This is a genomic window from Arthrobacter sp. B0490 (assembly GCF_002929355.1).
Classification (GTDB): domain Bacteria; phylum Actinomycetota; class Actinomycetes; order Actinomycetales; family Micrococcaceae; genus Arthrobacter_D.
Window position 1 is genome coordinate 451,253 of record NZ_PJIR01000002.1, and the last position, 12,365, is coordinate 463,617.

A 12,365-nucleotide genomic window follows, 5' to 3' on the forward strand; every position below is an offset into this window, starting at 1 on the left:
CATCGTGTCCACGACGACCCACCAGCCCCGGACGGGCGAAGCCGGCCCGCCCGTCGCCCCGCCCTCGACGGCTGCGCTCCGCGAGCGTTTCCGCCCCGTCTTCGTCGTCGTCGCCGCCGGCGCCGCGCGCCGCGAGCAGGACCGCGTGCTGCCCTTCGACGAGGTGGCGGCACTGAAGGAGGCGGGGTTCGGCGCCCTGCGCGTGCCGGTCGAGTACGGAGGATCGGGCGCGTCACTGCGTCAGCTGTTCATCCTGCTCACCGACCTCGCAGCGGCGGACTCGAACCTCACGCAGCTTTGGCGCGGACACTTCGCCTATGTCGAGGGGACTCTGCTCCAGCCGCAGTCGGCCCACCGGGACCGCTGGCTGTTCGACATCGCGGCGGGGGCGATGGTCGGCAACGCGTCGAGCGAGCTCACCGGCACCTCGCTGCGCGACATCCGCACGGCGCTCACGTCCCCCAGCCCGCCGGACGGCGCGCTGAGGCTCACGGGTACGAAGTACTACAGCACCGGCAGTCTCTACGCCGACTGGATCGCGGGGAGCGCCGTGCACGACGGCGAGCGGGTCGGGTACGCGGTCCGGGCGACGGCTCCCGGCGTCGAGCGGATCGACGACTGGGACGGCTTCGGACAGCGGCTCACGGGCAGCGGCACCACGCACTTCGCGGAGGTGCGTGTCGACCCACGGAACGTGCGCCCCTCCTCCCCCGACGCGCCGAGCCATGTTCACGCGTTCTTCCAGCTCGTGCTCGTGGCATCGCTCGCCGGGATCGCGCGCGCCGCCGCTGCGGACGCGGCGGCCTTCGTCCGGCCGCGCACGCGGTCCTACCTCAACGCGACGACGCCGCTGCCGCGGGAGGACCCGCAGGTGCTGCAGGTGGTGGGCGAGCTGGCGGGCCACGCGTTCGCGGCGGACGCCGTCGTGCTCGCCGCCGCCGATCTCCTGGACACCGCGTACGAGCGGCTCCTGGCCGGCGCTGCGGCCGACGGACCGGGCGAGGGGGGAACCGGAGACGGGCGTGGCGCCACCCGCGCCGCGGTGGACGACGCCGAGATCGCGGTCAGCCAGGCGCAGCTGGTCGCCGTCGATCGGGCCCTGGCCGCGGCCACCCACCTGTTCGAGGTCGGCGGGGCGTCGGCGACGTCGGCCGGGCGGGCCCTCGACCGGCACTGGCGCAACGCGCGCACCATCTCCTCGCACAACCCCGCCATCTACAAGGCCCGATCCGTGGGCTACTGGGCCGTCCACGGGGAGCGGGAGCCGCAACCGGGCGGCGCTTGAGCCGGACTCCGGTGCCGCGAGCGCCGCCGGGCGGCTAGCGTGGGACCATGACGCACGAGTTCCGGTACGACGTCGAGATCCTGCACCTGCTCGTGTCCCCCGCGCACGCCTACTTCGGCCGGGCGCGGGACGGTGCCGCCGACGTCCCCACCACCGACGCGGATCAGGTGGAGGTCGTCGCCGGGAAGGGGATCGTGGGAGACCGGTTCTTCGGCAAGGCCGCGCACATGGATGCCGCCGTGACCCTGTTCGCCGTCGAGTCCCTCGAGGCCATCGCCACGGAACTGGGAATGCCTTCCTTCGACCCGCTCCTTCCCCGCCGCAACGTGGTGCTGCGCGGCGCCGAACTTCCGCCGCTCATCGGGGAGGACTTCGTCCTGGAGTCCGCCGGCGCGAGCGTCGCGTTCCATGGCGGTCGGCATGCCCATCCCTGCGCGTGGATGGACCGCGTCCTGGCGCCTGGGGCGCACAAGGCCATGCGGGGCAGGGGCGGACTGCGGTGCCGTCCGCTGGGCGGCGGGACGCTCCACCGCGGACCGGCAGTCCTCGTCAGCCCAGTGGCACTGGAGCCGGGCAGGGCGGACCACGCCTCCGTGCTGCGTCCCTCCCGCCTGCCCTGAGCCCTTGCACCGCGACGGGCGGGTTCGCGGAGACTCCCGGCGGTTTCCGGGCGATCCCGCCGAGAATCACCCGGATCAGGTGATACGGCGTGGCCCTGCGCTGACCCACCATGGGGTATCGGTCACGGGAGGGGACCCGCCAGGCGGTGCTCCATGGCCATGGCACGGGCGGTGGTCGTCCGGGAGGGAGGGCGGCAATGGCGGCACAGCCGGGCACCGACACCCTGCAGTACCGCCGGTCCGGGGGGACTCCGCACCGCCTCGGTTCGGGTGCGCCCACCGGCCGGATCACTGTCCCGGCGCGATACAGCGCCACAACCGCCACCGGGCGCCGGGCGGTCATCGGCGCGGTGGCGGTCGCGTGCGTCCCGGTACCACCCCGGACGACCCTGCAGCTCGCCGCAACGGAGGAGATCGCCCAGGTGGTGATGGTGCTGTCCGGATCCGTCGCCCTGCACGGTAGCCGGGGCCCCCTGGTGCCCGTCGATCGCGGCGTCGTCGCAGCCTCCCGCGGCGCCCTGACGCTCGACGCGAGTGGCCCCGCGGCGGTCGTGCTCGTCTCCCTCCCCCTGGACGTGCTCTCGCGGCGGGGCATCCGCCTGCCCGCCGGCACGGCGAGGGCCTGCGCGGACGGAGCGCTCCTCGGCCCGCTGCGGGAGTTCACGTACGCCCTCCACCGGTCGCCTCCCGCGTCCCGGCAGGCTTCGCGCGCGGCCGAACGGGGCCTTGTCGAACTCCTCGTCGGGGCCCTCCTGGAGTCCGAGCCTCCCAGCATGGACAACGCAGCCCTGCGCGGACTCCTCCGATCACGGGCCACCACGATCGTCCGCCGCCGCTTCACCGACCCCACGCTCCGTCCCCGCCTGGTCGCCGTCGAACTCAACGTCTCGCTGCGCCATCTCCAGCGCGCGTTCGAAGGGTCGGGCACGACGGTCGCCCTCGAGATCCGTCGCGCCAGGAGCGAGCACGCCGCGATGCTCCTCGACACCCTGACCGGCCCCGAGCGGACCGACCGCCGCATCGCAGCACGTGCCGGCTTCACGTCCGCGAGCCAGTTACGTGCCGCCTTCGACGACCGCTTCGGGATGCCGACGTCCGCCTACCGTCTGCTCATCCCGGCCCGGGTCGTGCAGCCCTCACCGTGACACGTCGGTGCCCAGCGTGCGCCGCATCTCCGAGGGCGAGACACCGAACCTCGCCCTCACGCGCGACCGCAGTTCGAAGGCGGACGAGAAACCCGACCGGCGCGCGATCTCGGTGACGGTGAGCTCGCGCGAGGCCGGGGCGGCGAGCAGCATGCAGGCGTTGTCGGTGCGGCGTTCGCTGATCTCCGCGGCGATGCTCGTGCCGCTGCCCTCGAACGCGCGCTGCAAGTGGCGCAGCGACACCCCGACCGCCTCGGCGATCGACGCCGGGGTCAGCAGCGGATCACCGAAGGATTCGTCGATGAGATCGATCGCGGTCCGGCGGAGCCGCCAGCGCTGGTCGGCCCGGGGGTCGGCATCACCGAGGCCGTCACCGTAGACGGCCACCAGCAGGTTCTCGAGCACCCGAGCCGCCACCACGGTGCTCACGGCGTTCCTGGTGTCCTGCGCGTCGATGAGCGCCGAGACGAACGCCGCCACCGGTCCGGCGAGCGCACCGCGCCTGATGAGGCACTCGCCGACGCGCAGGTCCACCCCGCGCTCCCGGAGGCGGGCGGAAGGTACGAGGAGGTGGATCCACCGGGTGGGGACACCGCTCTCGAGGACGAGGTCGATCGGTTCCGTGAGGATCAGCGCCTCGCCCTGCTGCACGGGTACGGGCGAGCCACCCACCGGCGTGACGCACGCACGTCCGCGCGCCGCGAACGCCATGTACGTCATGCCGCGGAGGCCCACCGACGCGGCGGTCACCCTGAGGGCGGTCTGCGTGGTCGCGGCGGCGATCATGCCTCCCACCGCCTTCGCCCGCACGGTCAGCTCGGGATCGTCACCGCCCGCAGGCGACAGGGACAGGCCGTCGACGCCGGGGCACACCCAGCGGCCGTCCTTCTCCGGCACGAAGGTCAGCCCTTCCAGCACCTCCGGCGGCACGCCCGACATACCCGCTCCGTCTCCCGTCCCGCGACGATCCCCCGCTCGTCCGTCCGACTCCGCTCGAAGGGCCTGCGCGGCCCCCTGCGTTCGATTCTGCGGGATCACTGCCACCGTGGCGACCCGTGCCGGCCCGCGGAGTCATATCGGACGCCCGGCCGGCATCAGTCCAGCGACACCCCGGGAAGGGCCCGCGGACCTGCCCCTAGCATGGCCGCACCGGTAGGCGCGGGCAGAGCGGGGTGCAGGCATGGAGCGACCGGCGGCTGGACGATGACGGACGGCGCGATCCTCGCTGCGGTCCTCGGCATCTCCCACGCCGTCCTCGGCTTCGTCGCGACGGTCTACGTCTCGGCGAACCGGCACCCCTCCGCGGCGATCGCCTGGGTCCTGACCATCATCTTCATCCCCCTCCTCGGTGCACTCGCCTTCCTGCTCGTGGGAGTAGGAAGGCTGCCCCGCGAGCGGCGGGAGGCGCAGCGCCGGTTCAACGAGCGGGTGATGGAACGGCCGCAGGTGCTTGCCGCCGTCGACCACAGGGACGCGTGGCCGCCGTGGCTCGCCTCCGCCGTGGCCCTCAACGCGCGCCTCGGAGCGCTCCCCATGACCGCCGGGAACCGCGGTCTGCTGCTCGGCGACTACGACGACGCCCTGCAGCGCATGGTGCAACGGATCGATGCCGCCCGCAGCACCGTCCACGTCGAGTTCTACATCCTGGTGCTCGACGACGCCACGGCACCGTTGTTCGCGGCGCTCACCAGGGCCACGGCCCGCGGCGTGGTGGTCCGCGTGCTCTTCGACCACGCCGCGAGCTTCCTGCTTCCGAGGCGCCGGCCCACCCAGGCCGCCCTGACGGCGATGGGGGCACAGTGGCACCCGATGCTCCCCCTGCGTCCCCTGCGGCGCCAGTGGCAGCGCCCGGACATGCGCAACCACCGCAAGCTGCTCATCGTCGACGACGACGCCGCCTTCACGGGCTCCCAGAACCTCATCGACGCCACCTACCTGAAGAAGAGGAACCTCGCGCGCGGCCTGCGCTGGAAGGAACTCATGGTGGTGCTCGAGGGCCCGGCGGTCGCAGAACTGTCCGCCGTCTTCGCCAGCGACTGGTACAGCGAGACCGGCGAGGCCCTCGTGCCGGCACCGGCGGGAAGCAGGGCTGACGCGGGCGTCAGGCGCGGCGCGTCCCGAGCCGCGGCGACCGGCGGGCTGCTCCTCGGGGCGGAGCGCCGGCTGCCGGGAGCGACCGCGGACGTGCAGATCGTCCCGAGCGGGCCGACGTTCGAGAACGCGAACAACCTCAAGCTCTACGTCCACATGATCCAGAACGCGACGCGCCGCGTCACCATCACCAGCCCGTACTTCGTGCCGGAGGAGTCGCTGATGCTGGCCATCGTCACCGCGGCCGCCCGCGGTGTCCGGGTCGACCTGTTCGTGTCCGCCATCGGCGACCAGCCCCTCGTCCACCACGCGCAGCGCTCCTACTACGAGGCACTCCTCCGAGCCGGCGTCAGCGTGTGGCTCTACCGGGCCCCGCACGTCCTGCACAGCAAGCACTTCAGCATCGACGACGACGTGGCGGTGATCGGCTCGAGCAACATGGACATCCGGTCCTTCGCGCTCAACATGGAGGTATCCGTCCTCATCAGGGATCCGGCCCTGGTCGCGGAGCTGGACGCCGTCGAGGACGGGTACCGCCGCAACAGTGATCCCCTCCTCCTCGACGACTGGCTGCGGCGTCCGACGGGCTCCAAGGTCGTGGACAACCTCGCGCGGCTCACGTCCTCCCTGCAGTAGGGGCCTCCACGGCTGCCCACCGGGTCGTCGAGGCCTCCCTGCCGGTCGTCCCTCCCGTCGCCGCGGTCCGCCCGGTCGGGCCGGTCTCCTGATCAGTTCAACGGGTCGACGCGGCGGTCCCAGCGGAAATCCGCCTCCGCGGCCGCCAGGACTGCATACGCCTCCTCGAGACGATCCACGGGACGCTCGCCGCCCAGAGACCCGGACGCGAGGCAGAACCAGGCGAGGATCCTCCGGTCACGGCAGCCGGAGGTCCGCCCGATCCTGGCCACGCCGGCGATGAGCGGCCGGACCGAACGTGCCGCGCTGTCGAACTGGAAGCCCGGGTAGAGCACCCTCCCCGCGCGCGTCGCGACGCCGAGGATTCTGCGGTCGGCCGCGAGGCACCCCGCCGGTGGGCTGGAAGGACCGAGGAGGGCGTCGACGGCAGGACCCTGGAGGAGGCCGAACTCCTCGGCGATCGACCACCACACCGTGCCGGAGGGACGGGCGGCCGGGGTGGGGGCCGCCGGGACGGGGCGGCGGCTCCATGGCTTCGCGCCACCGGGGGACACCTGCAGTCGTGCCTTCGCGTCGGTCGATGCACGCCGTGGTGGAACCATGCCCGGACCCCCCTCTGGAGCAGCTCGGGACGCGCCGGGACGCGCGTCCTCGTGGGCCAGTCTGGTGTCGCTCCGCCTCCTGTGCAGGACGGTGGCGCGCGATTGCACCACCCGGTGCGCGAGTGATACGCCGGAGGAGGGACGGCCCATCCGCTCCGGGCGGTACATCGGCCGGCGCCGCAGACGCCCGCGCGGCGTCCTATGCCGTGAAGGCGACCTCTCGGGCCGTGGCGACGCCCGCGATCCGACCGGGCGCCGACTGGTACTGCCAGTACAGGTTGGTGTGACCGATGACCTGGTCCGGCGTCGGCGCCCCGTACGCGCTCAGGTCCTCGGTGGTGTGGGCGTCGCCCACGAGCGTGACGTCGTAGCCACGGGCGAAGGCGCCGTGGATGGTGGAGCGGATGCACGCATCCGTCTGGGCGCCCGAGACGACGAGCCGGCCGACGCCCGCCGCCGCGAGGACCTCCTCGAGCTCGGTGCCCTCGAAGGCGTCGCCGTAGGTCTTGTGCACGAGCGCTTCGGATTCACGCCGCTCGAGCTCGGGGACGATCTCCCAGGAGTCGCTGCCCACCTCGAGGTCCCCGTCGGAGTGCTGCACCCAGACCACCGGAGCGGACTCGGCACGGGCCCTGCCGACGAGGTCGTTGATGTTCGCGACCACCGCGTCCCTCGCGTGGGCGCCGGCGACGACGCCGTTCTGGACGTCGATGACCAGAAGTGCGGTGTTCGGGCGGTTCTGGAGGGTGGTCATGGCTGCTCCTCGGGCTGGATCGGCTGCTCTGCTCGTCGGTGGGTCCGACTGCGCCGAGCGTACCGGTGAGCAGGGGTCCCTGCAGGAGCATCGAGGACAGGATGGTTCCGCAACGGCGTCGGCCGGGCGGAACCATCCTCGCGCCGCGAGCAGCCGCTCCTACGGGTCCGAGGGCAGGATCAGGAGCTGTTGCGCGCGCGGGTACCGTACTGCTCCACCGGGCCCTGCCGCACGATCGGGCCGCCTCAGCGGTGCCCGCCGATGACGCCGAGCTCCACGGCTTTCGCCGCTCCGTCGGCCTCCTCCCGGGTGAGCGAGCCGTCCGCGACGGCGGCGTCCAGCCTTTCCTGCAGGGCCGCGGAGCGTTCCTCCTGGTGCTCGGCCCCGAGCTCGGCGAGGGCGGCCTGCACCGTCGCCTCGTCGACCCCGAGCGCTGCGGCGAGCGAGGCGGCGAGCTCCGACTGCAGCGCGTCGGGGTCCGGTCGCGCCCCCGCGTCGTCCCGAGCGGGCACCTCGCCCCGCAGGGTCAGCAGAGCTTCCTCGACTGCTGCTTCCTCCAGTCCCAGCCTGTCCGCCAGAGCGGCCGTGTCGAACCCGCTGCCGTGTCGGCCGAACCCGCCCCGGACCTCGCCGCCCGGCGTGGCCGAAGCGCTCGCGGACGGTGCGGGCGTCGCCGTCGTGGTCGCGTTGGCCATGCCCGTGACTCCGAGGCTCGCCCCGGCGACCAGGGCTGCCGCTCCGACGCCCAGTGCGATCTTCCTCCGCTGACTCATGATGTCTCCTCGATCTGCCGCTCCCGGCGGCCGTTTGCAGTGGTCTGGGCCTTTCCGGCCCAGCACCACTGTCACCGGCCCGCTTGTGGCGCAGCTTTCGCATCCCTGTGCGCCGGCTGTGTCCCTGGGGTCCGGTTGCCCGCGATCGTGCGGGATGCCGAGGCCGATCGCCGGGGCCGACGTGGACTGCCCGGAGGAGCTCGGTGGAGAGCCTCGGTCCGCGCTCGTGGAACCGCTCATCCGACCGGCCACCCCCGACCCGGGCCGGGCCCGGGTCTGATCCGGGGCTGCACGCGGCTCCGCGTGTCAGGAGCCGCTGTACGCCGCTTCGAGGGCCGCGATGTCCAGCTTGCGCATCGCCAGCATGGCCGTCATCGCGCGCTGCGCGCCCTCGGCGTCGTCGCCCCCGATCAGGTTCGGCAGCACCGTCGGGATGACCTGCCACGACAGGCCGAACCGGTCCTTGAGCCAGCCGCACTGGCTCTCCTCGCCCCCCTCGGTCAGCGCCGACCAGTAGCGGTCCACCTCGGCCTGGTCACCGCAGGAGATCTGGAAGGACACGGCTTCGGTGAAGGAGAACTGGGGACCGCCGTTGAGGGCCACGAACGGCTGCCCGTCGAGCTCGAACGAGACCGTGAGGGCAGGATCCCCCGGGTCCGCCCCTGCACGGGAGACGTTCACGATGCGCGAGTTCCGCACCACGGAGGTGTACAGCGTGGCTGCCTCTTCTGCCTGGCCGTCGAACCAGAGGCACGGGGTGATCGATCCCATCGCAGGTGTCCTTCGCTCATGTCCGCGCTGCTGCGCGCAGACCGTCGCCCGAATGTAGTTGACGGCTCCTCCATCGACAACCACTAGGCTGGAAGCATGGCCCGCCGCACCCCTGACCGCTCCTCCGTCCGGAGTCAGCAGGGCACCGTGCCGCTCGCGTCCGTCGGGTGGTTCGTCGCCGACGCCGCCCTCGTCCTCGTGTTCGCCGCATCCGGTCGCCGCACGCACGAGCACGGCGTCACCGTGGCGGGCGTCCTCGAGACGGGGTGGCCGTTCCTGACCGCGTACGCGGTCACGGCGCTCGTGTCGCGGGCCTGGCGTACTCCCGCCTCCCCCTGGCCGACAGCTGCCGCGCTGTGGCTCGGAACCGTCGCCGGCGGGCTCGCCCTGCGTGCCATCGCCGGAGGCGGCGTGCCCGTCAGCTTCCAGATCGTGACCCTGCTCGTCCTCGGCGTCTTCCTGCTGGTGCCGCGGGCCGTGGCGCGCGTGATCCGCGGACGCCGCCGTCGGCCGGTAGCGTAAGGGCCGAGGTTCCTACCCGAAAGGCACGCCATGATCACCGCATTCGTCCTCATCCAGACCGACGCCGCACGCATCCCCGAGAGCGCGCAGGCCATCTCCGAGATCGAGGGCATCAGCGAGGTCTACTCGGTGACGGGCGAATGGGACCTCATCGCCATCGCCCGCGTGAGCCGCCACGAGGACCTCGCGGACGTGATCGCGGACCGCCTCTCGAAGGTCGAGGGCATCCGGTCGACGACGACGCAGATCGCCTTCCGCTCCTACTCGCAGCACGACCTCGACGCCGCGTTCTCGCTCGGCTTCGACAGCTGACGCGCCGTACTGGTCGCCTCCCCGCCGGTCACCCCACCGGTCCGCCGCGGGTCCGCCTGCGGCGACGGTGACGGTCAGTAGGACCGGCTGACCCCGACCCACCGCTCGAGCACGCCCGCTGCAGCCCCGGAGTCGATCGACGCGCGGGCCCGGTCCATGGCGGCCCGGATCCGGTCCACGAGGGCCCCGTCGGCGGCGGCGTCGAGCGCCACGAGGCCCGCCGCGGCGTTCAGGACGACGGCGTCGCGCACCGGCCCGGCGTCCCCGGCCAGCACGCCGCGCACCACGGCGGCGTTCCCGGACGCGTCGGTGCCGCGGAGCGCATCGACCGGAACGGCGTCGAGTCCGAAGTCGCCCGGGTGCACCTGATGCGCCACCACCTGGCCGTCGCGGACCTCCCACACGGTGGAGGCCCCGCTGGTCGTGAGCTTGTCGCGGCCGTCGTCGCCCCGGAAGACGAGGGCGCGGATGCCGCGCGCGGCGAGGACACCGGCCATGAGCGGCGCCATCCTCGCATCGGCGCAGCCGAGCGCCTGTGCCGTGACGCCCGCCGGGTTGCTCAGCGGCCCGAGGAAGTTGAACGCGGTCGGCACGCCGAGCTCGCGCCTCGGCACGGCCACGTGCTTCATCGAGGGGTGGAAGACCTGTGCGAAGCAGAACGTGATCCCCGCGAGCTCGGCGGTCCTCGCGACATCGGCCGGCGCGAGGTCGAGCCGGACGCCCAGCTCCTCGATGACGTCCGCCGCCCCGGACGCCGACGACGCACCGCGGTTCCCGTGCTTGACGACCTTCGCGCCCGCGCCGACCGCCACGAGCGACGCCATGGTCGAGATGTTCAGGGTGTTCAGCCCGTCACCGCCCGTGCCGACGATGTCCAGGGTGGGTCCCTCGACCGCGATGCGGTGCGCCCTGCCCAGCATCGCCTGCACCAGCCCGACCAGTTCCTCGACCGATTCCCCCTTGGCGCGCAGGGCGATCAGGAAGCCTGCGATCTGGGCATGGCTCGCCTCACCCGCCATGATCGTGTCCATCGCCCAGCGGCTCTGCGCCGTGGTCAGATCCGTCCTTGACAGGAGGGACGAGAAGATCGACGGCCAGGTCGGTTGTGCCTTGTCAGGGATCGTTGTCGGGCTCACCGTCACAGATTATCTACGAATTGTAGAAAGTCATCATGGGGAACTTCCGCGGAAACACGGGCATGGGGGCTCCCCGCCGCCGTCCGGCGCCTCTCAGGGGGCTGTTTCGCGTTGGTGATCGTGATGATCTTGGGGACATAATGACTCTGTGACATCTGCGACCCAAGCCCCCAGCGCCGTCCCGCATCCCGCGCTCAACCGCCCCAACATGGTCTCCGTAGGGACCGTCGTGTGGCTGTCCAGCGAGCTGATGTTCTTCGCCGCCCTCTTTGCCATGTACTTCACCCTGCGATCCACCTCGAGCGAGATGTGGGCCATGGAGACCGAGAAGCTGAACGTCCCGTTCGCCCTCGTCAACACCGTCATCCTGGTGTCGAGCTCCTTCAGCTGCCAGTTCGGCGTGTTCGCCGCCGAGCGCCTGCAGCCACGCAGGACGGGCGGGGTGTTCGCGATGGCCCGGTGGGGCATGGTCGAGTGGTTCCTGCTGACCTTCGTCATGGGAGCGATCTTCGTCTCCGTGCAGGCCTACGAGTACGCCGAGCTGGTGTCCGAGGGCGTCGCGCTCTCCTCCAACGCCTTCGGCTCGGCCTTCTACATCACCACAGGCTTCCACGGCCTCCACGTCGTCGGTGGTCTCGTCGCCTTCCTCTTCATCATCGGCCGCGCGTTCATCGCCCGCCAGTTCGGCCACTTCGAAGCCACCTCGGCGATCGTGACGTCCTACTACTGGCACTTCGTCGACGTCGTCTGGATCGGCCTGTTCATCATCATCTACTTCCTCCAGTAACTGCCGCACGTAAACTCTTCTACTAGAGGTAGAATTCAATGAAGAACTCCAGCAGCTCTGGTACCACAAAAGGCAGGAACCACTCCGTGAAGGCACTCTCCCAGAGGCGGCGTCACCCACTTGCAGCGTTCGCGCTGCTCCTGATGGCACTCCTCGTCACCGGCGGGCTGTACGCCGCCGCCAGCACCGCCAACGAGGCGCAGGCACAGACCACCACGTTCACGGCGGACGACGTCGAAGAGGGCAGCAAGCTCTTCTCGGCGAACTGCGCCTCCTGCCACGGCATGGGCGCCACGGGCTCGCAGGCGGCACCGTCGCTCGTCGGAGTCGGCGCCGCCTCGGTCGACTTCCAGGTGGGCTCGGGCCGCATGCCGATGCAGATGGACGGCCCCCAGGCCCAGGCCAAGCCCGTCCAGTTCACCGAGGAGCAGACCCGGCAGATGGCCGCCTATGTCGCGTCTCTCGGCGCCGGCCCGGCGATCCCCTCCGAAGAGATCCTCGACGCTTCCGAAGGCGATCCCTCCGCCGGTGGCGAGCTGTTCCGCGTGAACTGCGCGATGTGCCACAACGCCGCAGCAGCCGGAGGTGCCCTGACCCAGGGCAAGTTCGCTCCCTCGCTCGAGGGCAGCAGCGAGAAGCACATCTACGAGGCCATGGTCACCGGCCCGCAGAACATGCCCGTCTTCAACGATGCGAACATCGCCCCCGAGGACAAGCAGGACATCATCGCGTTCCTCAAGACGATCGAGGAGCAGGGCTCCCCTGGCGGAGCCGACCTCGGCTCGCTCGGCCCGGTCTCCGAGGGGCTCTTCATCTGGGTCGCCGGCCTGGGCGTCATCATCGCCTTCACCGTGTGGCTCACGTCAAGGTCCTCCTGACCATCCGCGCGCTCATCGTGAACGAATCACAGACAGACTTTCGAATGCAGTAC

The 12,365-nt window shown here is 71.6% G+C and carries 14 protein-coding genes; 8 read left to right on the forward strand and 6 right to left on the reverse strand.

What is annotated here, in order from left to right:
• Window positions 1-4 precede the first annotated feature (4 nt).
• From CXQ97_RS05005 to CXQ97_RS05015, 3 genes are all read left to right on the forward strand, one after another.
• A complete protein-coding gene (locus tag CXQ97_RS05005; RefSeq protein WP_104179719.1) occupies window positions 5-1,285 on the forward strand; it encodes an acyl-CoA dehydrogenase family protein in 1,281 nt (426 codons plus the stop codon).
• 47 nt (window positions 1,286-1,332) lie between these two features.
• A complete protein-coding gene (locus CXQ97_RS05010; RefSeq protein ID WP_104179720.1) occupies window positions 1,333-1,905 on the forward strand; it encodes an MOSC domain-containing protein in 573 nt (190 codons plus the stop codon).
• A 197-nt stretch (window positions 1,906-2,102) separates the two neighbouring features.
• Window positions 2,103-3,050 carry a helix-turn-helix domain-containing protein gene (locus CXQ97_RS05015; RefSeq protein ID WP_181034977.1) on the forward strand — a complete coding sequence of 316 codons (948 nt, stop codon included), beginning with the start codon at window positions 2,103-2,105 and terminating at the stop codon, window positions 3,048-3,050.
• On the opposite strand, the gene CXQ97_RS05020 is transcribed toward CXQ97_RS05015, so the two are convergent.
• On the reverse strand, window positions 3,042-3,989 hold the full coding sequence (locus tag CXQ97_RS05020; protein ID WP_104179722.1) for a helix-turn-helix domain-containing protein: 948 nt from the start codon (window positions 3,987-3,989) through the stop codon (window positions 3,042-3,044). The two genes, CXQ97_RS05015 and CXQ97_RS05020, sit on opposite strands and share 9 nt — an antisense overlap.
• A gap of 264 nt (window positions 3,990-4,253) precedes the next feature.
• On the opposite strand from CXQ97_RS05020, the gene CXQ97_RS05025 reads away from it, so the two are divergent.
• Entirely contained in the window at window positions 4,254-5,777 is a 1,524-nt protein-coding gene (locus tag CXQ97_RS05025) for a phospholipase D-like domain-containing protein (RefSeq protein WP_104179723.1), read from the forward strand.
• 92 nt (window positions 5,778-5,869) lie between these two features.
• Here CXQ97_RS05025 and CXQ97_RS05030 read toward each other — a convergent pair whose 3' ends face one another.
• From CXQ97_RS05030 to CXQ97_RS05045, 4 genes are all read right to left on the reverse strand, one after another.
• Window positions 5,870-6,379 (reverse strand): hypothetical protein, encoded by a 510-nt coding sequence (locus tag CXQ97_RS05030; protein WP_146069571.1) that lies wholly within the window; start codon window positions 6,377-6,379, stop codon window positions 5,870-5,872.
• A gap of 199 nt (window positions 6,380-6,578) precedes the next feature.
• The gene (locus CXQ97_RS05035; RefSeq protein ID WP_104179725.1) at window positions 6,579-7,133 is read right to left on the reverse strand and encodes a cysteine hydrolase family protein; all 555 of its coding nucleotides are present in this window, start codon (window positions 7,131-7,133) and stop codon (window positions 6,579-6,581) included.
• Between the two features lie 245 nt (window positions 7,134-7,378).
• Complete coding sequence (locus CXQ97_RS05040; RefSeq protein WP_104179726.1) at window positions 7,379-7,906, reverse strand: hypothetical protein; 528 nt, start codon at window positions 7,904-7,906, stop codon at window positions 7,379-7,381.
• A 306-nt stretch (window positions 7,907-8,212) separates the two neighbouring features.
• Window positions 8,213-8,677, reverse strand: a complete 465-nt coding sequence (locus tag CXQ97_RS05045) for a VOC family protein (protein WP_104179727.1) — start codon at window positions 8,675-8,677, stop codon at window positions 8,213-8,215.
• A gap of 96 nt (window positions 8,678-8,773) precedes the next feature.
• Between CXQ97_RS05045 and CXQ97_RS05050 the strand changes: the two genes are divergently transcribed.
• Window positions 8,774-9,199 carry a DUF3054 domain-containing protein gene (locus CXQ97_RS05050; protein WP_104179728.1) on the forward strand — a complete coding sequence of 142 codons (426 nt, stop codon included), beginning with the start codon at window positions 8,774-8,776 and terminating at the stop codon, window positions 9,197-9,199.
• Between the two features lie 30 nt (window positions 9,200-9,229).
• Window positions 9,230-9,511: an Lrp/AsnC family transcriptional regulator gene (locus CXQ97_RS05055; RefSeq protein WP_104179729.1), complete on the forward strand. Its 282-nt coding sequence runs from the start codon at window positions 9,230-9,232 to the stop codon at window positions 9,509-9,511.
• Window positions 9,512-9,585: 74 nt separating this feature from the next.
• On the opposite strand, the gene trpD is transcribed toward CXQ97_RS05055, so the two are convergent.
• Entirely contained in the window at window positions 9,586-10,647 is a 1,062-nt protein-coding gene (gene trpD, locus CXQ97_RS05060; RefSeq protein ID WP_181034978.1) for an anthranilate phosphoribosyltransferase, read from the reverse strand.
• Between the two features lie 148 nt (window positions 10,648-10,795).
• On the opposite strand from trpD, the gene CXQ97_RS05065 reads away from it, so the two are divergent.
• The gene (locus CXQ97_RS05065; protein WP_104179730.1) at window positions 10,796-11,434 is read left to right on the forward strand and encodes a heme-copper oxidase subunit III; all 639 of its coding nucleotides are present in this window, start codon (window positions 10,796-10,798) and stop codon (window positions 11,432-11,434) included.
• 86 nt (window positions 11,435-11,520) lie between these two features.
• On the forward strand, window positions 11,521-12,312 hold the full coding sequence (locus CXQ97_RS05070) for a c-type cytochrome (protein WP_104179731.1): 792 nt from the start codon (window positions 11,521-11,523) through the stop codon (window positions 12,310-12,312).
• Window positions 12,313-12,365: the final 53 nt, after the last annotated feature.